Below are 23,005 nucleotides of genomic sequence, written 5' to 3'. Positions count from 1 at the left end.
GTGACCTCCGCCTCCCCCACGCCGACCTCGCTCGATGCGGTCCCGGCGGCCGTCGAGACCGAATTGCGCAGTTTCTTCGACGTCGCGGTCCCCGCCGCGGCCGAGATCGCCCCGGTGGTCGGCACCGCGGCCGAACTGGTCCGCGACTTCGTCCTGCAGGGCGGCAAGCGCATCCGGCCGGTCTTCGCCTTCGCCGGATGGCGGTGCGGTATGACCGAATCGGGTCGCGCCGACTCCGACGCGGCGTCGAGCGTCGGCCGTGAGGCCAGCGACGCCCTGCGGGTGGGTGCGGCCCTCGAACTCGTGCAGGCGTGCGCCCTGATCCACGACGACATCATCGATCAGTCCGACACCCGGCGCGGGCACCCGACGCTGCACCGTGTCTTCCAGTCGCGGCATGCCGCCGCCTCCTGGGCCGGCGACGCCGCCGGCCACGGGGTGGCCGCGGCGATCCTGGCCGGAGACCTCGCGCTCGCGTGGGCCGACGACCTCGTGCACGATCATCGGCCGGGGGTTTCGGACACCTCCCGGTACCGCGCTCTCCCGCCGGCCGTCGGCGCCACCTGGGCGGCGATGCGCACCGAGGTGCTCGGCGGCCAGTTCCTCGACATCGTGAACGAGGCCAGCGGCGACGACTCGGCAGCCGCCGCGTATCGCGTGATGGAGTTCAAGACCGCCGCCTATACGGTGGCCCGCCCGCTCGAGCTCGGGGCACGTCTCGCCGGGGCGTCGGAGATTCTGGTCGCGACGCTGCGGAAGATCGGGCACGACCTCGGTATCGCCTTCCAGTTGCGCGACGATCAGCTCGGCGTCTTCGGCAACCCCGAGCGGACCGGCAAGCCGTCGGGTGACGACCTGGTCTCGGGCAAGCGCACGGCTCTCCTGGCCACCGCCCTACGACGCGCCGACGACTCCGACCCCGCCCTCGGGAACCGCTTGCGGGACTTCATCGGTCGCCCGCTCGACGAGGACGAACTCGGCTCCGCGCGAGCGCTTCTCGTCGACGTCGGCGCGGTCGCCGAGATGGAGGGCCAGATCGACGACCTCCTCGGCGCCGCCCTCGGCGCACTGGACACCGCCGACATCGGCGACGACATCCGCAGCGAACTCACCGCGGTCGCCCACCGGACCGCGCATCGCGAGGCGTGAACTCCCGCGTGAAGGCATCGACTCCGACGCCCACTCGCCCGGACGTCGCTGACCGGACCGCACGCGGCGATCTGATCACCGGCGCAATCGGCGCGATTCTGGTGTGCGTGGGCAGTTTCGGCGTCGGCGACCCGCCCCGCAACACGACGACACTCGCCGACCTGGGACTCAGCTGGATCACTTACGGTCACGGCAAGAACCTCTTCGGTACCTTCTTCTGGCTCGGCGTCTTCCTCATGGTGTTCGCCTGGGTCCGGCTCGGCCGTCGGACCGCCCGGGGGGCCGCGGACTCCCCGTCCGTCAGGACCCTGCAGCGATGGCTGCTCGTCTGGGCGGCGCCGCTGCTCGTGGCCGTGCCGGTCTACAGCCGCGACGTCTACGCCTACCTCGCGCAGGGGGCGGTGTTCGGTGCCGGGTTCAACCCCTACGCCGACGGTCCGGCCCACCATCCGGGCCCGCTCGTCGACAGCATGGCCACGGTCTGGGCCACCACCACGGCGCCGTACGGGCCGTTCACCATGGGTCTGCTGCGCGTCGTCACCGAGGTGACCGGCGACCACGTCGTCGCGGGCATCCTCGCGGTGCGACTCGTCCTCCTACCCGGACTGTTCTTGTCGCTGTGGGCGATCCCGCGACTCGCACGCCATTTCGGCGCCTCGCCGCAGGCGGGACTGTGGCTGGCGCTGTTCAATCCGATGGTCCTCATCCATCTCGTCGCGGGACCCCACGTCGAACTCCTGATGGCCGGCGTGCTGACCACCGGTGTCGTCCTGGTCGTCAGTGGACGGCACGTCGCCGGCACCGCGGTCCTCGCGCTCGCCGTGTCGATCAAGATCACCGCCGGGATCGCGGTGCCGTTCGTGCTCTGGATCTGGCTGTCCCACATACGCTCCCGCCGGCAGGTGACCGCCCGCGACGTCGTCGGCGTCTTCGCCGCGATCGTCGGCATCTCGGTTGCGGTGTTCGGACTCTGGACCCTGCTGGTGGGCCTGGGATTGGGCTGGCTGACGGGACTGGGCTGGGCCGACGTGATCATCAACTGGTTCACCATCCCGACCTTCGTCGCGCATCTCGTCACGCTGGTCGCCGCACCGTTCGTCGCACTCAATCTGCAACCGGTGCTGGAGATCACGCGCGCGATCGGGTCCGTGGTCCTCGCGGTCACCCTCGTCGCCCTGTGGTGGCGTCACCGGCGCAACGAGAGGGATGCGGTCGCCGGGATGGCGTGGGCGATGCTGGCCGTGCTCCTGCTCGAGCCGTCCACGCTCCCCTGGTATTACACGTGGGCGCTGGCGATCGCGGTGGCGTTCACCCTCCCGCCGTGGGCGCGCGCGACCGTGGTCGGGGCGTCGACGTTCATGCTCATCGTGTTCCAGCCGGACGACGCGATCGTCTTCTACAAGCCCTTCGAACTCACGCTGGCGTTCCTGCTCGCGGGACTCGCCGCCTGGTCGCTGCTGCGTCCGGACCCCTTGCGGCTCGGCCGGTTCGGCCGATGGGCGTGGGGCGCGGACCGGACCGGCGCACCGGAGGAACCAGCGGCCGGCGAGGTCAGAAAGCCTGAGCCTGCGCCCGGCGGATGACCTCGCGGGCGGAGTCGGTGTGCAGCGCCGCGGCCGGATACAGGTCGAGGTCTTCGTGCACGGTGAACAACCAGTTCATCGCCTCGTCGCGGGTGAAACCGCCGTCGAGCAGGACCCCGACGAGACCGTAGAAGTGTTTGACGACGCCCTCGTCGTCGAAGAACACCGCCGGAATGACCGGATGCCCACCGCGGGAGACGGCGAGCAGGTTGTGGTCGCGGATGAGTGTGCGCACCCGGTTGGTTGACACCGCGAGCCGGTCGGCGACCTCGTCGACCGACAGCATCTCGACATCAGCGGACAGGGTGTCAGGCGACAACGGAATGGAACCCACGGGGAGAAGCGTAGCCGTACATCCGGGCACGATGAAACCGTCGATCTCCGCGCGCGGTGTCGCGACCGCCGACACCCGGGGTGGGTCACACGCGGTGATGACGCCGACGGTCTGGTCCTGCAGGTAGATTCAGCGGGGTGAACTCCCCCGTCGACCCGATGCTCGGGACCGTCCTCGAGGACCGGTATCGCATCGACGCCCCCATCGCGCGGGGCGGAATGTCGGCGGTCTACCTCGGTGTCGACCTCCGGCTCGGACGCGAGGTCGCGGTCAAGGTGATGGACTCCCGGTACTCGGGCGACCCGCAGTTCCTGCGCCGCTTCGAGTTCGAGGCGCGTGCGGTCGCCGGCCTCAAACACCCGGGTCTCGTCGCGGTCTACGACCAGGGCATCGACAACGGCATCGCCTTCCTGGTCATGGAACTCGTCGACGGCGGCAGCCTTCGTGAGCTCCTCCGCGAACGAGGTCCGATGCCGCCGCATGCGGTGGTCGCCGTCGCCGAACCCGTGCTCGGCGGCCTCGGGACGGCGCATGCCGCGGGCCTCGTTCACCGCGACGTCAAGCCGGAGAACGTGCTGATCTCCGACGCCGGCGAGGTCAAGGTCGCCGACTTCGGTCTCGTACGCGCCGTCGCCGAGGCAGGGGTCACCTCGGCCAGCGTCATCCTCGGCACCGCCGCCTACCTGTCCCCCGAACAGGTCGAGTCCACCCACGCCGACGCCCGTAGCGACGTCTACTCCATGGGCGTGATGATGTTCGAATTGCTCACCGGCCGAACCCCTTTCCACGGGGACTCGCCGCTGTCACTGGCCTACCAGCGACTCACCTACGACGTCCCCGCCCCGGGTGACGTGATCGCCGGCGTCCCCGCGGAGTTCGACGAGATCGTGCTGCGCGCGACGGAACGCAATCCGGCCGACCGCTTCGCCGACGGTTTCGAGATGCAGCATGCGCTGCTCGCGGCCGCCGACGACCTCGACCTGCCGCCCTTCACGGTGCCCGCACCGAAGCGGTCCCGTGAGCGAGAGATGAAGTCGCGCTACCACGCAGCCGGTGCGGTCGGCCACGACACCCGGGTCCAGTCGGCTCCGGGGCCCTACGAGCCCGGATCGTCGTCGCCGGATTCCCCCGCGGCACCGGTCCGCCCGGTCGCCGGGGTCGGCGACGCGGATGATCGGCCCGCGCCCGCGCGTGGGCGCGAGAACCGGGCGGATTCACGGGGCCGAGGCGTCGTCGCCGCGCGCGACCAGGACCCGCTCGAACCCGACCTGAGCGGAGGCGGGCGACTGGGCGCGTTCCTGTGGATTCTCCTGGTGCTGTTGCTCGCCGTGGGCCTCGGTGCTGCCGGGTTCTGGGTCGGCAGCACCTATCTCACGATCGGCTGAACCTCAGCCGCGCAGCATCTCCGCGACGAGGAATGCCAGCTCCAGCGACTGCTGGGTGTTGAGGCGCGGGTCGCAGGCGGTCTCGTAGCGGCCGGCGAGGTCGAGATCCGAGATCTCCTGTGCGCCACCGAGACATTCGGTGACGTCCTCACCGGTCAGCTCGACGTGCACGCCACCGGGGTGGCTGCCGAGCGCGCGGTGGACCTCGAAGAAGCCCTGCACCTCGTCGACGATGCGGTCGAAGTGACGCGTCTTGAAGCCGGTCGACGCTTCGTGGGTGTTTCCGTGCATGGGGTCGCACTGCCAGATGACCTTGTGTCCGGTCGCCTCGACGGCGGCGACGATCGCCGGGAGCACCTCGCGCACCTTGCCGTTGCCCATGCGGGCCACGAGGGTCAGGCGGCCGGGGACGTTGTGCGGATCGAGACGCTCGACGTATTCGACGGCCTGCTCGGGCGTCGTCGTCGGACCGATCTTCACACCGATCGGGTTGTTGATCAGTTCGGCGAAGGCGATGTGCGCGCCGTCGAGCTGGCGGGTGCGCTCACCGATCCACAGGAAGTGTGCGGACAGGTCGTAGAGGACCTTTTCCTGCGCGTCCTTGTCCGGGGCGTCGGCGAGGCGCAGCATGGCGCGCTCGTAGTCGAGGACGAGCGCCTCGTGCGAGGCGAAGATCGACGCGGAGTGGAGGCTCGAGTCGGTGACGCCACAGGCGTCCATGAACCGCAGGCCGCGGTCGATCTCCGAGGCCAGTGCCTCGTAGCGGGCGCCGGCGGGCGAGGTCCGTACGAACTCGCGGTTCCAGTCGTGGACGCGGTGCAGGTCGGCCTCGGCCTGGGTGAGTGCCCGGACCAGGTTCATGGCCGCGGCCGCATTCGCATAGGCGCGCACCAGACGCGACGGATCGTGCTGGCGCACGGCCTCGTCGGCCGGGAACCCGTTGACCATGTCGCCGCGGTAGGACGGCAGGCCCAGGGCGTCGACGTTCGACGACCGCGGCTTGGCGTACTGACCGGCGATACGCGCGACCTTGACCACCGGCATGCTCGCGCCGTAGGTGAGGACGACGGCCATCTGCAGCAGCGTCCGGATGTTGGCCTTGATGTGGGGTTCGGTGTTGTCGGCGAAGGTCTCCGCACAGTCACCGCCCTGCAGCAGGAAGGCGCGTCCCTCGGCCACGTCGGCCAGCTGCGACGACAGCGACTGGACCTCGGCGGGCATGCAGATCGGCGGCACCGACTCCAGGACGGTGCGGATCTTGCGTGCTTCCTCGGCGGGCCAGCTCGGCTGTTGCAGCGCGGGGCGGCTCATCGCGTCGTCGAAACGCTCCTGGAGGCCACCGGGCAGCGGCGGCAGTTCGGGGAGTTCGTCGATAGGAACGTCTACGGTCCAGTTCACCACTGTTCCAGCGTAAAGCAGGCTCCCCGGCGATTTACGCGGGGTCAGCCACGCGGGTCGAGACGGGCCTTCTCGATCGCCTCCCAGCGCCGCAGGTTGTGTCGCGCGTCGCTCAGTGCGTCGTGGGCGTCGGACGGCGCCGGCGGGAGTGCGGGACGTCCGGCGGCCTCCCAGTGCTGGCGGAGTTCGCGGGTGAAACGCGGGATGGGACGGGGCAGCGCGGTCATCGGACCCCACATCTGGCACATGACGACGTGGTCGTAGGCACCGATCCACGCCCACAGTTCGATGTCGGTCCCGTCCGCGGTGAGGAACTCGAGGAGGTCCTCGCGGATGCGTCGACGGCCCTTCCAGACCGGCGACGACGGGGACGGCAGCTTGGGCAGCACGTTGGCGCGCACCCAGTCGCCCGCGCGGCCGGGGTCGAACTCGGTGGACACCGCGTAGAACTCACGGCCGTCCTCGCCGACGACCCCGATCGAGACCAGCTCGATGGTGTTTCCGTCTTCGATGAACTCCGAGTCGTAGAAGAACCGCATGGGGACAGTATTCACACCCGCCCCGGACGGCCTCGACGCGCGGCGAGATGGGGCGCGGATACGCGCCCGGACGAGTCACGTTTCGCCATTGCCGTCCTTTGCTGGCTACCCTGGTAATTCGTGCGCTCCAGGTCTGTGCTGGCGACCGCTCTCCTGGCGGCGTCGATCATCGCGCGGCTCGTCTGGGACACGCTGACCGTGAACGGCAGGAACTTCGTGGACCTGCACGTTTACCGCGACGGTTCGGCGGGTCTCGCCGACGGGTCGCTCTATTTGTTCACCTATTCCGGTGAGACGGACTTCGCGCTCCCCTTCACCTATCCGCCGTTCGCCGCGGTGGTCCTCTATCCCCTGTCGCTGATCCCGTGGGACGTCGTGGCGATCGGCTGGCAGCTCGCGACCTTCGCGGCCCTCTACGCGTGCGTGGTCCTCTCGCTCCGACTCTGCGGCCGCACCACCGACGTCCACGCGCTCGCCGCGCTGTGGACCGCACCGGCCATCTGGTGCGAACCGGTCCGGGTGACCCTGGACTACGGCCAGATCAACGTCTTCCTCATGCTCGGCACCCTGCTGGCGATCTCCTGGGCACGCCGCGCCGACGGGACCCCGAGCGAACGCGGTGTGCTCGCGGGTGGAGCGCTGATCGGTCTGATGGCCGGCATCAAGCTCACCCCGGCGATCAGCGGCCTCTGGTACCTCGTCGTCCGCAAGCCGTGGGGCGCGCTGTCGGCGGCGTTCGCCTTCGTCTTCACCGTCCTCGGCTGTCTGCTGCTCTTCCCGGAGGTCACCCGGACCTACTACGGCACCCTCTTCGGGGACGCCGAACGGATCGGCCCCGTCGAGGCGGTCATCAACCAGAGTCTGCGCGGGACGCTGTCGCGGTTCGTCGGCTTCGACGTCGGTACCGGCTGGATCTGGTTCCTCGGTGTCCTGGTCGCCACCGTGGTGGTCGTGTTCACCTGGCGCGCGGTGTCCGACGCGCTCGGCGTCCTGCTCGTCGTGCAGTTCTTCGGACTGCTGATCTCGCCCATCTCCTGGGTCCACCACTGGGTCTGGGTCGTTCCGCTGGGCATCTGGCTGGTGCACGGTGCAGGCGCCCGACGCCCCGGTGCCCGCGCGATCCTCGGTCTGTGGCTCGTGGTCGCCGGCCTCGGCATCCCGTGGATCCTGCGCGTCCTCATCGAATACGGCCCCGTGCCGCCTGCCGCCGTCGAGGCCGTGTTCGGCGCGGCCTGGACGATCGCCACGTTCGTCACGATGGGTTGGTTGATCGCGACCCGTTCCGCGCGCGGCGCCGCGGAGACCGACGACCGTCCGAAGGACGTGGTGGCCGCGGCCATCGTCGACGGCGGTCGGGTGCTGCTCGCCCAGCGCGCCCATCCGGCCGACCTCGCCGGCAAGTGGGAACTGCCCGGCGGCCGAGTCGAATCGGGCGAGACCCACGCGGCCGCCCTCGCCCGGGAGATTCGTGAAGAGCTCGGCGCCGAGGTCGAGGCGGGCGACGGTGTCGGGAAGCCGGTGACCCTGCCCAACGGCCTCGTCCTGCACGCCTACCGGGCACACCTCCGCGGCGGCACCCCGGTCGCGCTGGAACACCTTGACATGCAGTGGTTCACGGCCGACGAACTGCGCCGGCTCGACCTCGACGACGTCGTCCCCGCCGATCGCGACTGGATTCCCGAGCTGTGCGTCGTCCTCGACGAGGCGCGCGTGGGCGAAGCGGGATAGCCGGCTCGCTCTGTTGTTCCCTCAGCGCGAGCGCCCCTCGCTCCCTGAGGTGCGAGCGCAGCGCCCCCCTCGCTCCCTGAGGTGCGAGCGCAGCGAGCCTCGCAGGGCCGAACCGTATCCCTGCTCAGGCAGCGTCGGCGGCCGGCGACTCGACCGCCGGCGCCTTGTTCTTGAGGCTCGCGGCGTAGACGTCGACGTACTGCTGGCCGGAGAGCTGCATGAGCTCGTACATGATCTCGTCGGTGACGGCGCGCTCGATGTAGCGGTTGCCCTCCATGCCCTCGAAGCGGGAGAAGTCGAGGGGCTTGCCGATGCGCACGGTCACCTTGGTGGGGCGCGGGAGGACGGACCCGGGCGGGTTGAACTTGTGGGTGTCGATCATGGCGACCGGGATGACCGGCACGCCGGTGTCCATGGCCAGACGTGCGAGCCCGGTCTTGCCCTTGTACAGGCGGCCGTCGGGTGAGCGGGTGCCCTCCGGGTACATGCCCATCAGCTTGCCGCTGTCGAGCTGGCGGCGGGCTGCGGTGAGGGCGCCCTCGGCGGCGGCAGCGCCCGACCGGTCGATGGGGATCTGTCCGACCGCGGTGAAGAACCACCGCTGGAATGCACCCTTGAGTCCGGTGCCGGTGAAGTATTCGCTCTTGGCGAGGAAGTAGATGCGGCGGTCGACCATCAGCGGCAGGAAGAAGCTGTCCATCACCGCCAGGTGGTTGCTCGCGAGGATCGCGGGCCCGTCGGTCGGGATGTTCTCATGCCCTTCGATGGTCGGGCGACCGAGGACACGGAGGATCGGTCCCAGGAAGATGTACTTGAACGCCCAGTACCACATGAGACTCTCCTCGCCGCGCCACGAACTCGACCCGACGTCGCTGTCGACATCGGACCCCCACTGCCCGAACCCCTCACCCCTTGGTCCCGACATCAAGACCATACCTGCGTCGGACCGTACCGACCTCTCCGGTTTGGTCAGCGGGCGGCCGACGGCGGCGCAGACTGACTCGTCGCAGCCCGAAGTCCTTGGCGCGCAACCTCGGCCGCGCCGACGACGCCGGCCGTCTCGCCGAGCTGGGTGCCGCGGATGCGGGCGAGCTGACGGTGGCCGGCACCGGTGACCTGACGCGCGTAGTGTTCGCGGGCCTCGTCGAGGAACAGACCCGACGCCGCGCCGACGCCACCGGCCAGCACGATCAGGTCGGGGTCGAAGATGTCGGCGATCATCGCCAGCCCCTGCCCCAGGGAGGTCGCGAAGCGGGCGAAGGCCGCCAGGGCCACCGCGTCGCCGTCGGCGGCCGCACCCGCGACCCGGCGTCCGGTCAGTGAACCGGGGTCGGCGGCCACGTCGGCGGCGAGTTGGCTGCGTCCCCAGTCGCCGTTCACGGGCGCACCGTCGGCCAGCAGTTCGACCACCGTGTCGACCAGAGCCGTTCCGCTGCAATACCGTTCCCAGCAACCGCGTTTGCCGCAGGCGCAGGCGCGCCCGTCGGGGACGATCGTGAGATGTCCGAGTTCCGGTGCGACGCCGTAGCTCCCGCGGTAGATCTCGCCGTCGATCACGAACCCGGCGCCGATACCGGTACCGATGGCCAGCACCACGGTGTTGTGCCCGCGGGCGGCGGCACCGAACCGCACCTCCGCGACGGCCGCCGCGTTGGCGTCGTGTTCGGCGAACACCGGGATGCCGACGCGTCGGGTCATGTCCTCGGCCACGGGGGCCTCACGCCACGGCAGGTGGGGTGCGAACCGGACGATGCTGCGGTCGGTGGTGAGGAAGCCGGCGATCGCGAGCCCGACGGCCTTCGCGTCCCAGCGCGAGGTCAGCTCGCCGACGAGACGGTCCAGACAGTGTTCGAGGGCCTCGACCGTCGACGGGGTCTGGGCGCGCAGGGTGTCGAGCATCGTGCCGCGGTCGTCGACCACCGACGCCCGCACGCTGGTGCCGCCGATGTCGATCCCGATCGTCAGCTCACCCATCACTGCTCCTCGTCGGGTCCGCTGTGTGCGTCGGAGCGTCGGGAGGTGCCGATCCGGACCGCGATCGGCTCGTAGTGCCGGGGTTCGGAGACCATGCTGGGGGCTGACCGCAATGCTTCGGCGATGGCCTCGAGGACGGTGATGACCGCCGCGAGGAGCCGGGCGACGAGGTCACCGATCTCACTCAGCAGCGTGCTGATCTCCCCCGACGCACCGGCCAGCGCATGACCGACGGGTCCGTCGGTGCCGAACGCGGCGGCATACCCGGAGGCCGCGGCGGTCGCTTCCTGCCGACCACCTGCGAAGAGAGCTGCCAGCGCGTCGATCTGACCGGCCAACCCGAGTAAGAGGTCCCGGACCGGATCGCCCTGCGCAGCACCGCGGTCGTCACGACCGGGCCCGTCACCCCGTGACGTCCCCTCGTCCGTGCCCATTCGCGTTCTCTCCCCTCGCCGCTGGTACCCGGAGGCCTCATGCCGCTGGCTCCCGCCACCCTGGGTGGACGGGCGTCCCAGCACCGTACCGTGTGGCCGCCGACCGTGTGATCTCCACGAGTCTGTGTTCTCCACGAGCCGGGCGGTCTTCGAACCTACCCGGTGGCCGTGCGACGCCGACTACCGGCGCGGCCAGACCGCGGGGTCGGGGACGAAGCCGACGGTCAACCGCCCGTCCTCCCACGCCGCGTCGACGACGGTGCACCGGCGCAACACCGACGGCAGACGCACCGGATGGCGGAAGCCGGAGATCGTCACGAGCAGGTCGTCGCCGCTGCGCCCGAGGGCCAGCGAATCCGGTTCGGGCAGGCGTTGCGGCCACGACAACCGGAAGGCGGTCTCGGTCCCGGCGACGGTCTCCACGACCGACGCGGCCGAGCCGCGTGCGATGCCGTGCGGATCGGGCAGCCGGACCGCGAGCTTGCGCAGCCGGGCCATGCGATCGATCGTCTCGGCGGACCTGTCCACCAGGGCCACCCTTACGCCGCGGCAACCGTCGGGGCCGTCGAGCAACGCCTCGACGTGTGCGGCGAGGTCCTCGGGGGACTCCGCACCCACGCCACGGTTCACCTGGACCGACGTCAGCGGCAGTCCCATGACGTCGGCCCCGGCGAGATAGTGATCCGCGAGGCGGCGGGCACGGTCGTCGGAGCCGAGCACCAGATGGACGGCAACCGCATGCGCGTCGGCGAACAGCTCTGCGACATCGGCACAGTCGCGGTCGATGGCGTCGACGGCGGCGGTCAGCGGGGCCATCACCGGCCGCTCGGACGCCGTCGCGAGGCGTCGGTGCCGCGGCCAGAAGCGGCTGAGCGCCTGGCTCAGCACCGATCCCCCGCGCAGGAACTGCAACGGGTCGCCGCATCCCGAGCAGTCGACGATGATCCGTTGCCACCGCCCGCTCGTCGCCTCGTCGCGGATACGACGCAGCAGCAGGAAGTCGTCGATACCCGGGAGCGAGGTGAGCTCCGCGGCGTCGATGCCGGAGAGGGTTCCTACCCCGGGCAGGACGGCCTTGCTGCGGCCCGCGGTGTGCTCGAGGAGGTCGACGAACGCCGACCAGGTGCGCTCGGTCAGATCCAGTCGGTCGAGGGTCAGCAGGTGCAGGAACTTCGACACCGCCACCGGCTCACCGGGCTGCCGGTAGACCCGGGCCCAGTCGTGTACCGGCGACCAGCGGTCGATGGTGATGAGCAGCGTGTGCTGCTCCGGCCGGGTGACGGCATGACGGGAATCCCGAGGCGTGCTGGGCCGTTGGGAGGCCGCCGCGGCGGCGACAGCGGAGACACCGGAGCCTCCCGGACCGAGCACCACATGTATGGGTGTGAGATCGATCAGCCTTCGACCCTCTTCTTCAGGTCGTGCAGCGCGGCATCGGTGATCGCCTTCTCCGCACGGCGTTTCAGCTGTCCGATCATCGGCACCTGCAGATCGACCATGAGCTCATAGGAGACCTTGGTCGAGCCCGGGACCTGCTGGGTCAGGATGTAGCGGCCGCGCTGGTCCTTCTGCAGATCACTGGAGACCAGCCGCCACGAGACCGAGGTCCCCTCCGGATCCCACTCGTAGGAAAGTACATACGTGTCCTGCAGGACACCCGCGTCGAGCACGAACCGCACCTCGAGCGCGCGCCCGGCGTCGTCGGTGCGCAGCACCTCGACCTCGCGCGCCGCGGTGACCCAGTCCGGGTAGTGCTCGAAATCAGAGATGACGGCGAGAATGTCCTCGGCGTCGGCGCCGATGACGATGTCGCGTTCGGTGTGATCGGCCATCACACGGCCTCCGCGGTCTCGGCACCGGCGGCCGGACCGCCGACGTGCCGACCTGCCTCGAGGAGCTGCTTCACCTCGAAGGACATGTCCTTGCCCGCGACCCGACGGCGCTTGTTCTCCTCGGCCAGCGCATCGGCACGGGCGCGAGGGTCGTCTCCCCGTTCACCGGGCAGAGGGCCTGCCGGTTCGGCGTGGAGGAAGTAATGGAGGATGAAGCCGTCGAGGACCGCTTCGTTCCAGATCTCCATCGTCCCGGCCACCGGCCCGTCGACCCGCCACCGGACCCCTTGCTCCGCACGGTCTTCGGTGACCGCCAGACGCAGGTCTGGCCACCATCGCCGCCAGTTGGCGGGGTCGCCGACCACGGCAGCGGCCAGACGTGGTGCCGCGGCGACGAAAACCTCGTCGGCCACCTGGATGCTCGTCACGCCCACTAGCTTCACATACTCGCGTCGGCGCAGGGTAGTGCACCCGAACGGCAGTGGGTGATCGTTGCGATTTGCTGCAGGGATACGATCGGTTGAACGGCATCTACTGGAGGGTAACCACGATGAGTGAGTACAGCGTGCCTGCGAAGTTCTCGATCGCCGATGACGAGAACTGCACGAACATCATTTTCGACCTGGCACAGCGATCACCTCAGCACGTCGTGTTCCGCCAGAAGCAGGGCGGCGAGTGGACGCCCATCACCGCTGCCGATGCCGCAGCACGCATCTCGTCGATCGCCAAGGGTCTGATCGCCTCCGGCGTCAACCCGGGCGACCGCGTCGCCCTCCTCTCCCGCACCCGCCTCGAGTGGAATCTCTTCGACTTCGCCATCTGGTCGGCCGGCGCGATCACCGTGCCGATCTACGACTCGTCCTCGGCGAGCCAGATCGAGTGGATCGTGCGCGATTCCGGCGCCGTCGCGATCATCCTCGAGGACGACGGCCACCGTGCCGCCTTCGAATCCATCGACTCGCTCACCGAGCCGGTCACGGTCTTCCAAATCGACCGCTCCGACGCGCCCGGCGCGCTCGACGAACTCGTCGCCGCCGGTGCCGAGGTCCACGACGACGAGGTCATCAAGCGCCGTTCGACCCTCGGCTCCGGCGACCCGGCCACCCTGATCTACACCTCGGGCACCACCGGCCGCCCCAAGGGATGCGAGCTGACCCACGCGAACATGCTCTCCGAGGTGCGTGCCGTCCTCGCCGGCGACCTCCTCGACGACCTCATCAAGCTCGACCAGAAGCGCCTGCTGATGTTCCTGCCGCTCGCGCACGTGCTCGCCCGCGCGATAACCCTCGTCGCGATCGAGGCCGGCTTCGAGGTCGGGCACACCAGTGACATCAAGACCCTCGTGGACGAGTTCGCGGTTTTCAAACCGTCTCTGATCCTCTCCGTGCCGCGAGTGTTCGAGAAGGTCTACAACTCTGCGCGTCAGAAGGCCCACGATGGGGGCAAGGGCAAGATCTTCGACGCCGCGGCCGAGACCGCGGTCGCATACTCCGAGGCCCGCGAGGTGGGCCAGATCGGTCTGGGCCTCAAGCTCAAGCACACGCTGTTCGACGCGCTGGTCTACAAGAAGCTCCGTACCGCCCTCGGCGGCGAGTGTGGGATGGCGATCTCGGGCGGCGGCCCGCTCGGTGCACGTCTGGGCCATTTCTTCTCCGGCGTCGGCATCCCGGTCTTCGAGGGCTACGGCCTGACCGAGACGACGGCCGCGTTCAGCGTGAACACCCCGTCGGCGTGGAAGATCGGCACCGTCGGAAAGCCGTTGTCGGGCAATACCGTCCGGCTCGGCGAGGATGGGGAGATCCTCCTCAAGGGCGGCGTCGTGTTCTCCGAGTACTGGCAGAACCCGGAGGCGACGGCCTCCGGGATCGTCGACGGCTGGTTCCACACCGGTGACCTCGGCACCGTCGACGCCGATGGCTTCATCACCATCACCGGCCGTAAGAAGGAACTCATCGTGACCGCGGGCGGCAAGAACGTCTCCCCCGCCGGCCTCGAGGACGTCATCCGCGCCAACGCCCTCATCTCCCAGGCGATGGTCGTCGGCGATGCAAAGCCGTTCGTGGCCGCGCTCATCACCATCGATCCCGAGGCCTTCCCGGCGTGGAAGGAACGCAACGGCAAGCCGGAGTCGGCCTCGGTCGCCGATCTCATCGACGACGCCGATCTCCTCGCCGAGGTCCAGTCGGCGATCGACGCCGCCAACAAGACCGTGTCGAGCGCGGAGGGCATCAAGAAGTTCCGCATCCTACCGTCGGACTTCACCGAGGAAACCGGCGAGATGACGCCGACCCTCAAGGTCAGGCGCAACGTGGTGGTCGAGAAGTTCTCGGGCGACATCGAGGCGATCTACCAGCGGTGAGACGGTGCCGCCGGACGGACATGCGGCGGCATCGGTGGAATGATTCCGCCCGGGCACCCGTTGGTGCCTGAATGCGAGCAATCACCTACAGCCGCTTCGGCGGCCCCGATGTCCTGGAGCTCACCGACCTCCCCACGCCCAAGGTCGGACCGGACTCAGTCCTGGTCCGAGTGCGCGCCACCAGCGTCAACCCGGTGGACTGGAAGATCCGCCAAGGTCACCTCGCCGAGGTGATGGACACCGTGTTCCCGGTGGTTCCGGGTTGGGATGTCGCGGGCGTCGTCGAACAGGTCGGCCTGGACACACCCGAGTTCCAGGTCGGCGACGAGGTGTTCGGTTACGTCCGTAAGGACCTCGTCGGTGGCGAGGTCGCCGGCGGTACGTTCGCCGATCTGGTCGTCGCACCGGTCCGGACACTCGCCCACAAGCCGGCCGGCTGGTCGTTTGAAGAAGCTGCCGCCGTGCCGCTCGCCGGACTGACGGCGTACCAGACCATCCGCCGGGCAGGCGTGCAGTCGGGCCACACCGTGCTGGTCCATGCCGCCGCCGGCGGCGTCGGATCGTTCGCGGTCCAGATCGCGAAGTCGCTGGGCGCCCGGGTCATCGGCACTGCTTCCGAGTCCAATCACGACTACCTGCGCAGCCTCGGCGCCGAACCGACCACGTACGGCGACGGTCTCGCCGACCGGGTACGCGAACTCGCGCCCGACGGCGTCGACGTCGTCCTCGACTACGTCGGCGGTGACGCAATCGACTCGGTGCCGGACGTTCTCCGCGACGGCGGCACGGTCGCCTCGATCATCGATGCACGCGCTCGTGACGAGTTCGGGGGCGAGTACGTGTGGGTTCGTCCCGACGCCGCGGACCTCGCCGAACTGGGCCGACTCGGCGACGCCGGCGACCTCAAGCCGGAGATCGCCGAGGTCTTCGACCTGCCTGACGCCTCCGCCGCCCACGAACGCAGCCAGTCCGGGCACGTGCGCGGGAAGATCGTCGTACGGGTGTCGGCCGAGGCGTAGGCACCGCCCGCCCGCCAGCCGCTGGGCCGGGGCGTCGGTCCCGCTGAAAAGCGCCCCTGAGATCCGCCCCTGGTTTGCGCCCCGGTCCGAAAAGCGCCCCTGGGAACGACCCCCCAGCGCAGCACCGCGAGCGATATCGGGCTGTTGCGTAATTGGTGTGGGGGTCGGGTTCGGGTCGGGTTGGCCAGTGGCTGGCCGGGCGGTGTGTCAGGTGAGGGCGGGGTTTCCGATGGCTTTGAACAGGTTGTGGACGAGGGCGTGGAAGCTGAATTCCGCTGCTGCTCTATCGAGTCCGCGGCTGGTGAAGCGGCGGAATCCGAGGTTGTGTTTGGCGTGGCCGAACGGAGTTTCAGCGATGTGGGCGCGTTGACGGTAAAGCGCATGCCCTTCTGGTGTGGCCAACCGGTGGGCCATCGCTTCGATCGGCGAGGCGTCTGGTGGCGGTGGCCCGTGGGTCGGAGTGTGTTGCGCGGCTTCTGAAACTGCTCGGCTTTTGCCGGTCGCGATGAGCCGGTCGGGTCCGGGGGTGGTGAGGTTGTGTTCGGATAGATATCCGGCATCGGCCAAGACCACCCCGATGCCGGTCGTCGCCGGCGGGTGGGGTCGATGGGTGTCGATGAGTGTTGCGGCAGTGACGGCTTTGTCGAGCATCGTGGTGAAGGTGGGGGCATCGGCGGGACTGTTGCCCACACCGGTGGCGATGATCAGCCCGTCGTCGCTGGTCACAGCCTGACAGTTGAACCCTTGGAGCCAACCACCGCCACGCAACGGCATCATCCGCGATTGCGGGTCGGTGATGTTGCGCCGTGGCGCCCGTGACGTCGTTGCCGCAGTCGTGGTGGCAGGCGGGGTGGGAGTTGAGTCAGGCGCGGATTTGGCGTGGCGCTGCTGTTGACGGTCCAGTGCCCGCTGGAGTGCTCGTTGGGCGCGCAGCACGTAGTAGTTCGTCTCGACCGGTCCGGGTTTACGGCCCCGCTGCCCGGGCCGATAGCGGTCGATCTTGTCCTGGTGAACGGCGATCGCTCGCGCCAACGACTCGGTCAACACCTCGACCTCGATCTCGACCGGCAACGATCCCTTACCCGTGGCGGGCCCGCCAGAGGCCCGTCGTTCCCGCGCCCGCTGTACCGTCTCCTCGCGGGCCTTCTGGGCCTTCTCACCAGCCTGTTCACGGTCGTTCTTGCGCTGGGCGGCCGCCGACTCGGCGTCGTTGAGTTGCTCATTGTGGACAGCCAGGTCAGCCAACGCTTCAGTGATCCGGGCGTGACGCGACCCTGGATCGTGGAGCTCCCGGGGAAGCTGATCGCCGCGGTCATCACCATGGGCATCATCCTCGGCGACATCGGCCGCTTCGTGTTCGGCCGCGGCACGAGCAGCCTCGGCGGCCAACGCTGCGCGCAATCCTTGCTCGGTCCGATTGGCGCTCAGTGACGCGTTGGAGGCGATCTTGACGCCGTCAAGGGCAACGACTCCCAACTGGCCCATCCCGACCCGCGAGCACAGCATCAACACTTGAACGAACAAGTTCTCGATCGCGGGTGCGCAGTCGGCGCGGAACCGGGAGATCGTCACGTGATCAGGGACGTCACCAGCGCAAATAATGCGGTAGGCGACGTCGCGGTGGCATAACCGTTCCAGCTGCCGTGAGGACCGTTGACCTTGTGCCCAACCCCAGATCAACAGGGTCAACAACATGTCTGGGTGATAGGCGGCGCGACCGGCGCCGCCGGTCTTGCGCACCGCCTGCACCGCCGAGGTATCCAACGAGGCGACCGTATCGATGACCAGCCACACCGGATCATCAGCCGCCAGCCATTCCCGCATACTCGGCGGCATCAGAAACTGTTGATCACGCTGCACCGGACGATAACCCTTGGCCACCAACACATCATCGCCGGAGCCCGCCGCCAACCACCCACGACAGGCCGGACCGGACCCATCCAATTACGCAACAGCCCGATATGTCGCCGGCGGCGCTGTGGAGGGCGCTTTTCAGGGGCGCATTTCTGCGCTGGGCGGAAAGCAGGGGCGCATTTCAGGGGTGGATTTAGGGGGCGCATTTCAGCCCCGGAGAGCCAGCAGCCTCAGAGCAACTGCCGCAACCGGGCGGCCATCTGACTCCACTGCCAGTTGTCGACGACGAAACGCCGTCCGGCAGCGCCCATCTCAGCCGCAGCGGCCCGGTCGCCCAGGATCGACAGGATCGCCAGGGCGACGGCGTCGACATCGGTGCCGTCCACCGTCGTGCCGGTGACCCCTTCGACGACCGTCTCCGGTGCTCCGCCGGACAGACCCGCAACCACCGGTACACCCGTGGCCGACGCCTCGAGGTAGACGATCCCGAGCCCTTCGACGTCGAGCCCTCCCCCGCGTGTGCGGGACGGCATCGCGAAGACGTCGGCGATGTTGTGATACGCCGAGAGTTCTTCGGCTGGGACCGATCCGGTGAAGATCACGTGATCCTCGACGCCGGTCCGGGTCGCCAGTGCGTGCAGCTTCTCCGCGTACGGACCTCCGCCCACGATGACGAGGACGGCGTCGGGAATCGTTCGGCGGATCAGCGGCAGCGCCCGGATCAGCACGTCCTGACCCTTGCGCGGCACGAGTCGCGACAGGCACAGGATCGTCGGCCGGTCGCCCAACTCGTGGCGGTCCCGGAACTCCTGTCGCAGAACAGGATCGGGCGAGAACCGCGCGACGTCGACGCCCGGCGGAAGGTATTCCAGTGCGGCGTGCGCACCGAAGGCCGACGCGAATCGACCGCGGGTGTACCTGCTGACGAAGGTGATCACGTCGGTGTGGCGACCGATGTGCCGCAGCACCTGACGCGCGACGGGGAGCATCGACCAACCGACCTCGTGACCGTGGGTGCTCGCGAGGATGCGTTGTGCCCCGGCACGCCGCATCGCAGGTGCGAGGACGGCGAGCGGCGCAGCCGCACCGAACCAGACGGTCGAGATCTGTTCGCGCCGAATGATTTCCGCCGCGCGCCGGGCGACGAACGGGGTCGGCAGCATCAGGGTCGTGCGATGGCGGTATACCCGGTAGGGCACCTCGGCGTCGAAGTCGATGTGCGATCGGCCGCGCCACCGCGGCGCGTACACGACGATGTCCTCCGGCGGGAGCAGATCGACCAGATTCTGCAGGTACGACTGGATCCCACCCGGTCGGGGCGGAAAGTCATTGGTGATCAACAGGGTTCGTGCCATCAGCGAACCTGTCCCTCGAGCCATCGGCCCCACCCGGTCACCAGCTCGTAGCGGCTGACACCGAGCGCGGCCCGGATGGCCGCATCCTGGCGAGCCGGGTCGGCGGTCGCCGAGACCCCGAGATAGAACCGCTTCAGGCGCTCCTCCCCGTAACGATCGGCGACGTACGCGGCCATCGACCATGCGCTCTGGTAGGCGAGCTGCGAGGTCGGGCCGTCCATCGCGAAGGCAGCATCGTCCGGCAGCGCGGTGGGAGTGTTTCCCGCCCGGACCGTCTCGGTCAGGTCGGGCGCAGCGTCCGCGAGGCGGCGATATGTGCCCTTGCGGCCGACATATTCGGCCACTCCCTCGGTGATCCAGAGGGGGGCGTCGAGAGCCGTTTGCGCGCGGGCCGCAACATGCGTGAGTTCGTGGCGCAACACGACGGCGAGCGTCGGCGGGGCCAGATCATCGGCGGCCGGGGTGAAGACCACGCGCTGGCCGATGGCGGTGCGCCGAGGGAAATCCACCCGGCTGTAGACGGTCGCCGCGGCCGCCGCACCTATCGCGCCGCCTTGCCCGACCAGGGCGGCGAACTCGTCCTGGTCGGAGGTGGTCACGAGCACGGCGCGCCGATCCCAGGACTCTCCCCAGAATGCGGTCACCGCGTCGACGGCGTCGGGCAGCAGCTTGCGCAGGTTCGCCGAAGCCGGGCTGGTGCGGAGATAGCGGGCGATCACCGACGTCCCGCCGGCGGTGGCGGCGTCGGAGACAGACAGTCCGGGCAGTTCCCACAGCTGGGGCGGGGTCGGCTCCCCGCCGAGTGCCCCCGTGTCGCCGACGAGCTTCCACTCGTCGCCGTAGCGGGCGACCACGAACTGGGTCGTCACGACGACCTCGGGTTCGTCGACACCGGGTGCGCGTTCACCACCGAGGGCGTAGCGCAGCTCCACCGGCGCCACCCAGGCGTCCGAACTGCCGTTCGCGTCGAGAAGGCCTTGGACTTCGGCGGGTACCAGTGCCTCGGCCTCCTCCGTGGGGGCCAGCTGGTAGCGGAAACGGGCGAACTGCAACCGACCGTCGGAGTCTCCGCGGACAAACTGCCGGGGACGGAAGTTCTCCGCCGCGGTGACCCAGCGATTCTCGAACGCCGGGGTCGCCGCCTCGTCGAGCAGCGACCCGATCTTCTGCACCTCCCCGGAGGTGATCGTCGCGGTGAGGTCGTCCAGCAGGCGCGTCACGCCCTCGGCACGCTGTTGTTCGTAGGGATTGGCCGGGGTCGACGTCGTCGAGGGGCTGCCACGGGAGATCGACCCGTCGGCCGCGGACGGCTCCTGGCCGCCGCATCCGGTGGTCACACCGATGAGCAGCACGACCGCGGACGCGAGCGTCGGGCGCCAACGCCCGCGGAGTGAAACCACCAGTGGAGTCTAGAACCGACGGCCGGAGTTGAACGGACCGGCCTCGTCGAGCGGGACGACCTTGACCGGGACACCGAAGGTCGAGGCGTGGATGACGTATCCGTCACCGACGTACATCCCGACGTGGTGGGCGTCCGGGTAGTAGATGACCAGGTCGCCGGCCTTGAGGTCCTCGCGGGACACCGGCTGACCGCCGGCCAACTGCGCCTCACTCGACCGCGGGAGGGTCTTGCCGGCCTGCTTGTAGGCCCACACCATCAGACCCGAGCAGTCGAACGAGCTCGGGCCGGTCGCGCCCCACACGTAGGGATCGCCGATGCGCGTCAGCGCGGCTTGGACCGCGACGAGTGCGGCGGCGGTGCCCTTGGGGACGATCCGCGGGTCGAAGTCGAACTTCGGGCCGAGGAGGGCGGCGAGCTGCTTGCCGGTCATCGACTGGTAGATCGCGCGGATCTGGATCGCCTGCATCTGCAGGTCGGCCTGCTTGGTCTGGAGGTCTCCGCGGACCCGTTCGGCGCGCGAGACGGCCTCCGACGCCGCGAGTGCGGTCTGGTCGGCGTCCTTCTTGGCGGCCGCGGTGCGGGCGCGGACCTTCTTGATGGCGGTCAGGTCGGAAGCGGCCTGCCGCGAGATCATGTCGAGTCCCGACATCTGGTCGAGCAGTGCCTGGGGCGAGTCGCTGACCATCACCGCGTAGAGACCGCTGACGCGGGCGCCCTGGTAGCTGGCGCGCACGATGGCGTCGACCCTGGCCTGGTAGGAGGCGAGCTGCTCACGGCTGATGTCGAGTTTGCGCTGGGCGTCGGCCGCGGCCCGCTTGGCCTGCGCAACGATCGAGCGCTGCTTGTCGTACTCGATCTTGGCGTTGTGCATCGCCTCGGTGGTCTTCTCGGCCTCGGTGCCGAGCTGTTTGTATCGATCGAGAAGCTGATCCGCCGATCGCGCGGGCGCGGCCTGGGCCTGCCCGACGCCGCCGGTCGTCAGCGGGACGACGGTCACGATCGCCGCCAGCAGACACAAGGCGAGCATCATCGGGCCCGATCGAGCGCGCAGACGCATCGCGTTCACTAGTCCCTCCCCGGAAAGCACGGTCCAGTCACTCCTCTACCGCTTCGTTCCTCCCCCGCGGACCACCCTAAGTTCCCCCGATGGCCCCCGAGACTGGATCGGGCGGATCGCACAAAGCTCGCGACCCGCCCTCTCCTGATGCTCTTGTTCAGTTGGTCTCAGTACCGCCGGATACCGGTGAGCTGCCATTCCTTGACCGCGTCACGCTTCACGGGCGTGCCGTAGGTCGAGGAGTGGACGAACTGTCCGTTTCCGACGTAGATGCCGGCATGGCCGCCACCGTTGAAGATCATCACGTCGCCCGGCTTGGCCTCGCTGTAGGAGACCGCGCGCCCGCCACCGAGCTGGCCGTAGCTGTCACGGGGGATGTTCTTGCCGGCCTGCTTGTAGGACCAGTAGACGAGACCCGAACAGTCGAAGGCGTTGGGGCCGGCCGAACCGTACGAGTACGGCGAGCCGATCTTGCTCTCCGCAGCCTTGACGGCCTTCTGGCCGGCGGTCAGCTGAGGCTGCCCGAGGGGGGCGCCACCATGCGGACGGAACTGCTGCGGGATCTGGTTCTGACCGATACCCGGGATGGTGAACTGGCCGACGTTGGGGATCTCGACCGTGGCAGCCGGCGACTTCGCGACGGGCTTGGGTGCCGGGGCCGCTTCCGGGGCCTTCTGCTCACCGGGCAGTGCCGGGATCTCGAAGGTACCGAGCGGGGTGTGGACCGGGGCTGCAAGAGCAGGGCCGGCCGCGGCAGCGAGCGAACCGAGCGTGATCGATCCAGCGATCACCGCCTTCTTGGCAACCGTGCTCCCACGATTGGGCTGTTCCAAACGATGTTTGGCCACGAAGCGAGTTCTCCTTCAGTTTCTCCCTGTACCGCCGACCGAGTTAGCTGTCGGGTTCGGGCCGGAAGAGTGGCCCTACGCGTTTTCGGCACAGCCGTATCCCAGAAGGACACGTTTGCGCGTTGACGCGATTCACCCCGATCGGGACAGTCTCAGCTGGTCGTGTCAGTACCGACATCCCTGGCCGCGCTGCCCGAAGTAAGTGGTTCCCCGGTTCGCCCGTGAGGGCGATTGAGCGGTGACTTGTGCGGACCACTTCTGTTGAAGCGGGACGCTCCGCAAAGGTCTCAGAAAGGTTACGAAATCGTCGGCGCTGTGTCCACTAGGCACCGGACACGCAGTTCGCCACCGCTTCTCAGCCCGCCCGGAGTTCGGTCGACGAGATGACGCGAAATGGCTTCTGACGTGCAGTTTTATCGGTTCTTGCAGATCGTGCAGCGGCACTGGTGACCATTGCAGCCGACTGCAACACATCGATCGCGAGGTCCAGTTCCGCATCGTCGTCGAGGGCCTGCACCGTTACCGAAGCTCCACCTTCAACGGGTGCATCGTCCCAGTTCGGGCCACCGAAAAGCACGGTCATCATGCACCCGTCACAGGCGACGGGGCGGGCCGGGCAGGTTGCGCAGTCGACATGCATCGTGTGATCTCCATCTCATCTGGCCGCCGGAGGCGTTTTGAACTCCGGATCGGGCGGGTCACGGCGGGCGATTTCGGCGCCGTCGGCGTCGATCTCTCACTTCGAGATGGAGACT

At 68.9% G+C, this 23,005-nt stretch carries 21 protein-coding genes and 1 riboswitch; of the genes, 6 read left to right on the top strand and 15 right to left on the bottom strand.

Annotation, left to right across the window (positions count from 1 at the left end; genetic code table 11):
- Together GOALK_RS00735 and GOALK_RS00730 are read left to right on the top strand one after the other, a co-directional pair.
- A complete protein-coding gene (locus GOALK_RS00735; protein WP_006356861.1) occupies positions 1–1,149 on the top strand; it encodes a polyprenyl synthetase family protein in 1,149 nt (382 codons plus the stop codon).
- Entirely contained in the window at positions 1,146–2,732 is a 1,587-nt protein-coding gene (locus GOALK_RS00730; RefSeq protein ID WP_006356860.1) for an alpha-(1->6)-mannopyranosyltransferase A, read from the top strand. Before GOALK_RS00735 ends, GOALK_RS00730 begins: the two co-directional genes overlap by 4 nt.
- Here the strand turns inward: GOALK_RS00730 and GOALK_RS00725 are convergent.
- The gene (locus GOALK_RS00725) at positions 2,701–3,066 is read right to left on the bottom strand and encodes an Rv2175c family DNA-binding protein (protein ID WP_035752774.1); all 366 of its coding nucleotides are present in this window, start codon (positions 3,064–3,066) and stop codon (positions 2,701–2,703) included. The genes GOALK_RS00730 and GOALK_RS00725 overlap by 32 nt on opposite strands.
- Before the next feature lie 137 nt (positions 3,067–3,203).
- Between GOALK_RS00725 and GOALK_RS00720 the strand changes: the two genes are divergently transcribed.
- On the top strand, positions 3,204–4,451 hold the full coding sequence (locus GOALK_RS00720) for a protein kinase domain-containing protein (protein WP_006356858.1): 1,248 nt from the start codon (positions 3,204–3,206) through the stop codon (positions 4,449–4,451).
- Positions 4,452–4,454: 3 nt separating this feature from the next.
- Here the strand turns inward: GOALK_RS00720 and GOALK_RS00715 are convergent, their stop codons facing one another.
- Both GOALK_RS00715 and GOALK_RS00710 read right to left on the bottom strand, forming a co-directional pair.
- Positions 4,455–5,852 carry a class II 3-deoxy-7-phosphoheptulonate synthase gene (locus GOALK_RS00715; protein ID WP_006356857.1) on the bottom strand — a complete coding sequence of 466 codons (1,398 nt, stop codon included), beginning with the start codon at positions 5,850–5,852 and terminating at the stop codon, positions 4,455–4,457.
- 41 nt (positions 5,853–5,893) lie between these two features.
- Complete coding sequence (locus GOALK_RS00710; protein ID WP_006356856.1) at positions 5,894–6,388, bottom strand: polyadenylate-specific 3'-exoribonuclease AS; 495 nt, start codon at positions 6,386–6,388, stop codon at positions 5,894–5,896.
- A 135-nt stretch (positions 6,389–6,523) separates the two neighbouring features.
- Between GOALK_RS00710 and GOALK_RS00705 the strand changes: the two genes are divergently transcribed.
- Positions 6,524–8,116: a glycosyltransferase 87 family protein gene (locus tag GOALK_RS00705; RefSeq protein WP_006356855.1), complete on the top strand. Its 1,593-nt coding sequence runs from the start codon at positions 6,524–6,526 to the stop codon at positions 8,114–8,116.
- Between the two features lie 124 nt (positions 8,117–8,240).
- Here GOALK_RS00705 and GOALK_RS00700 read toward each other — a convergent pair whose 3' ends face one another.
- From GOALK_RS00700 to GOALK_RS00675, 6 genes are all read right to left on the bottom strand, one after another.
- Positions 8,241–8,948, bottom strand: coding sequence for a lysophospholipid acyltransferase family protein (locus GOALK_RS00700; RefSeq protein ID WP_006356854.1), 708 nt, complete (start codon positions 8,946–8,948; stop codon positions 8,241–8,243).
- 137 nt (positions 8,949–9,085) lie between these two features.
- Positions 9,086–10,090 carry an ROK family protein gene (locus tag GOALK_RS00695; RefSeq protein ID WP_006356853.1) on the bottom strand — a complete coding sequence of 335 codons (1,005 nt, stop codon included), beginning with the start codon at positions 10,088–10,090 and terminating at the stop codon, positions 9,086–9,088.
- Complete coding sequence (locus tag GOALK_RS00690; protein WP_006356852.1) at positions 10,090–10,524, bottom strand: hypothetical protein; 435 nt, start codon at positions 10,522–10,524, stop codon at positions 10,090–10,092. Before GOALK_RS00690 ends, GOALK_RS00695 begins: the two co-directional genes overlap by 1 nt.
- 180 nt (positions 10,525–10,704) lie before the next feature.
- Complete coding sequence (locus GOALK_RS00685; RefSeq protein ID WP_006356851.1) at positions 10,705–11,898, bottom strand: ArsA family ATPase; 1,194 nt, start codon at positions 11,896–11,898, stop codon at positions 10,705–10,707.
- Between the two features lie 20 nt (positions 11,899–11,918).
- Positions 11,919–12,356 carry an SRPBCC family protein gene (locus GOALK_RS00680; RefSeq protein ID WP_006356850.1) on the bottom strand — a complete coding sequence of 146 codons (438 nt, stop codon included), beginning with the start codon at positions 12,354–12,356 and terminating at the stop codon, positions 11,919–11,921.
- Positions 12,356–12,799: a hypothetical protein gene (locus tag GOALK_RS00675; protein ID WP_006356849.1), complete on the bottom strand. Its 444-nt coding sequence runs from the start codon at positions 12,797–12,799 to the stop codon at positions 12,356–12,358. Before GOALK_RS00675 ends, GOALK_RS00680 begins: the two co-directional genes overlap by 1 nt.
- 107 nt (positions 12,800–12,906) lie before the next feature.
- On the opposite strand from GOALK_RS00675, the gene GOALK_RS00670 reads away from it, so the two are divergent.
- Both GOALK_RS00670 and GOALK_RS00665 read left to right on the top strand, forming a co-directional pair.
- On the top strand, positions 12,907–14,715 hold the full coding sequence (locus tag GOALK_RS00670) for an AMP-dependent synthetase/ligase (protein WP_006356848.1): 1,809 nt from the start codon (positions 12,907–12,909) through the stop codon (positions 14,713–14,715).
- A gap of 71 nt (positions 14,716–14,786) precedes the next feature.
- Positions 14,787–15,734 (top strand): NADP-dependent oxidoreductase, encoded by a 948-nt coding sequence (locus GOALK_RS00665; RefSeq protein ID WP_006356847.1) that lies wholly within the window; start codon positions 14,787–14,789, stop codon positions 15,732–15,734.
- A 207-nt stretch (positions 15,735–15,941) separates the two neighbouring features.
- Here GOALK_RS00665 and GOALK_RS00660 read toward each other — a convergent pair whose 3' ends face one another.
- The 6 genes from GOALK_RS00660 to GOALK_RS23195 form a co-directional block, all read right to left on the bottom strand.
- Positions 15,942–17,615: a transposase gene (locus GOALK_RS00660; protein WP_006356846.1), complete on the bottom strand. Its 1,674-nt coding sequence runs from the start codon at positions 17,613–17,615 to the stop codon at positions 15,942–15,944.
- Positions 17,616–17,818: 203 nt separating this feature from the next.
- Positions 17,819–18,943 carry a glycosyltransferase family 4 protein gene (locus GOALK_RS00655; protein WP_006356845.1) on the bottom strand — a complete coding sequence of 375 codons (1,125 nt, stop codon included), beginning with the start codon at positions 18,941–18,943 and terminating at the stop codon, positions 17,819–17,821.
- Positions 18,943–20,343 (bottom strand): gluzincin family metallopeptidase, encoded by a 1,401-nt coding sequence (locus GOALK_RS00650; RefSeq protein WP_006356844.1) that lies wholly within the window; start codon positions 20,341–20,343, stop codon positions 18,943–18,945. Before GOALK_RS00650 ends, GOALK_RS00655 begins: the two co-directional genes overlap by 1 nt.
- 9 nt (positions 20,344–20,352) lie before the next feature.
- Positions 20,353–21,402, bottom strand: a complete 1,050-nt coding sequence (locus GOALK_RS00645) for a C40 family peptidase (RefSeq protein ID WP_040003903.1) — start codon at positions 21,400–21,402, stop codon at positions 20,353–20,355.
- Positions 21,403–21,569: 167 nt separating this feature from the next.
- A complete protein-coding gene (locus GOALK_RS00640) occupies positions 21,570–22,250 on the bottom strand; it encodes a C40 family peptidase (protein WP_006356842.1) in 681 nt (226 codons plus the stop codon).
- Positions 22,251–22,267: 17 nt separating this feature from the next.
- Positions 22,268–22,498: riboswitch (cyclic di-AMP (ydaO/yuaA leader) on the bottom strand.
- 107 nt (positions 22,499–22,605) lie between these two features.
- A complete protein-coding gene (locus GOALK_RS23195; RefSeq protein ID WP_230461808.1) occupies positions 22,606–22,836 on the bottom strand; it encodes a hypothetical protein in 231 nt (76 codons plus the stop codon).
- Positions 22,837–23,005: the final 169 nt, after the last annotated feature.

The sequence above is a fragment of the Gordonia alkanivorans NBRC 16433 genome (assembly GCF_000225505.1).
Lineage (GTDB): Bacteria > Actinomycetota > Actinomycetes > Mycobacteriales > Mycobacteriaceae > Gordonia > Gordonia alkanivorans.
The sequence above is the reverse complement of the archived record's forward strand: the minus strand, read 5'-3'. Positions and strand labels throughout refer to the sequence as shown.